Annotated in this window: 1 protein-coding gene; it reads right to left on the bottom strand. The window is 43.1% G+C overall.

Annotated elements, in window-relative coordinates; all coding sequences use genetic code 11:
• Positions 1–57: 57 nt before the first annotated feature.
• Positions 58–510 (bottom strand): hypothetical protein, encoded by a 453-nt coding sequence (locus tag BLV85_RS14775; RefSeq protein WP_090415966.1) that lies wholly within the window; start codon positions 508–510, stop codon positions 58–60.
• Between the last annotated feature and the right edge of the window lie 573 nt (positions 511–1,083).

Genomic DNA, 1,083 nt, shown 5'->3' with positions numbered 1-1,083 from the left:
TTCGGATTTCGAACCTTTCATGGCGCAGAAATCGCATTATATCATGCACTTGGCGCGCTACCTGAACCGGATGTCGCCCACAGATTCTGCTGACGAGCCTTTATCAATTACCAAATTAGAATCTTTTTTTGAAATCTCTTCCTCAATAGCTACCTTGTATTTATAGGCATCTACGAGTAATTTATTGCACTTATTGACTTCTAATTCCATACGTTCAACTTCAGCAGCTTTCTCATCTTTTTCACTGTCTTCTTTTGCGTCATAAAATTCTTCTAATGCTTTAATGAAATTTTGCCGGGCAGCGTTTTGAACTTCCATTAAATGTTCTTTTAACGAACATTGCAGATCCGGTAGCGTGGGCATTTCATTTTCAGGGATGCCGTATTCGTTAATATTGATAATTGCTTTGCGTATTGGACCTTGCAACCATCCCAGCATTTTTGCTACAGCCTCATCAACTGTACAGCTGGTATTAAGATTGGGAATAATTACGTCTTCAGGATTGATCATAATGATGATTTCAGAAGTTATGATGGAAGTATATGTGCTTCAATTAAAATAAATCTATTACCACGTCACACCGAAATTTGGTTCAAAAGATGTAACATTTCTAATATAGAATCCGGTAGGTGTTAAAAGGGGGTAAGCTGTGGGAAACGGAAATCGTTTCTGGGTATCGCTTTATATGCTTTTTACCACCTTCGCCACCTTTTCCTCCTTTTTCCAGCACTTAGCGAGAAATCGCGGCTGTAGCAGACACCCAAAGAATACCTCGTATTTCCCACGCCCTACCTGGGGAAAGTGGTGAAGGTGGTGAAAATGGCAAAAACCCATACGGGGCATGACTTTCCAGGCACCACCTTTGCCCCCACCTTTTCGGCCTGATGGCCCAGCTGCCAGGCCTACCCAGTACCTCCAAAAATCTCCGCTCACACTCGACTGTACTGCGCATTACCCCCTTTACCACCTTTACCCTTTTTTTTTGGCTCGTCAGCAGAATCTGTGGGCGACATCCGGTTCAGGTAGCGCGCCAAGTGCATGATATAATGCGATTTCTGCGCCATGAAAGGTTCGAAATCCGAA

The sequence above is a fragment of the Nitrosomonas halophila genome (genome assembly GCF_900107165.1).
Classification (GTDB): Bacteria; Pseudomonadota; Gammaproteobacteria; order Burkholderiales; family Nitrosomonadaceae; genus Nitrosomonas; species Nitrosomonas halophila.
This window is presented reverse-complemented; position numbering and strand designations above follow the sequence as displayed.

Bases quoted from the DNA above. Each gene is read 5' to 3' on its own strand.
- BLV85_RS14775 (WP_090415966.1), bottom strand. From the start codon at position 510: ATGATCAATCCTGAAGACGTAATTATTCCCAATCTTAATACCAGCTGT.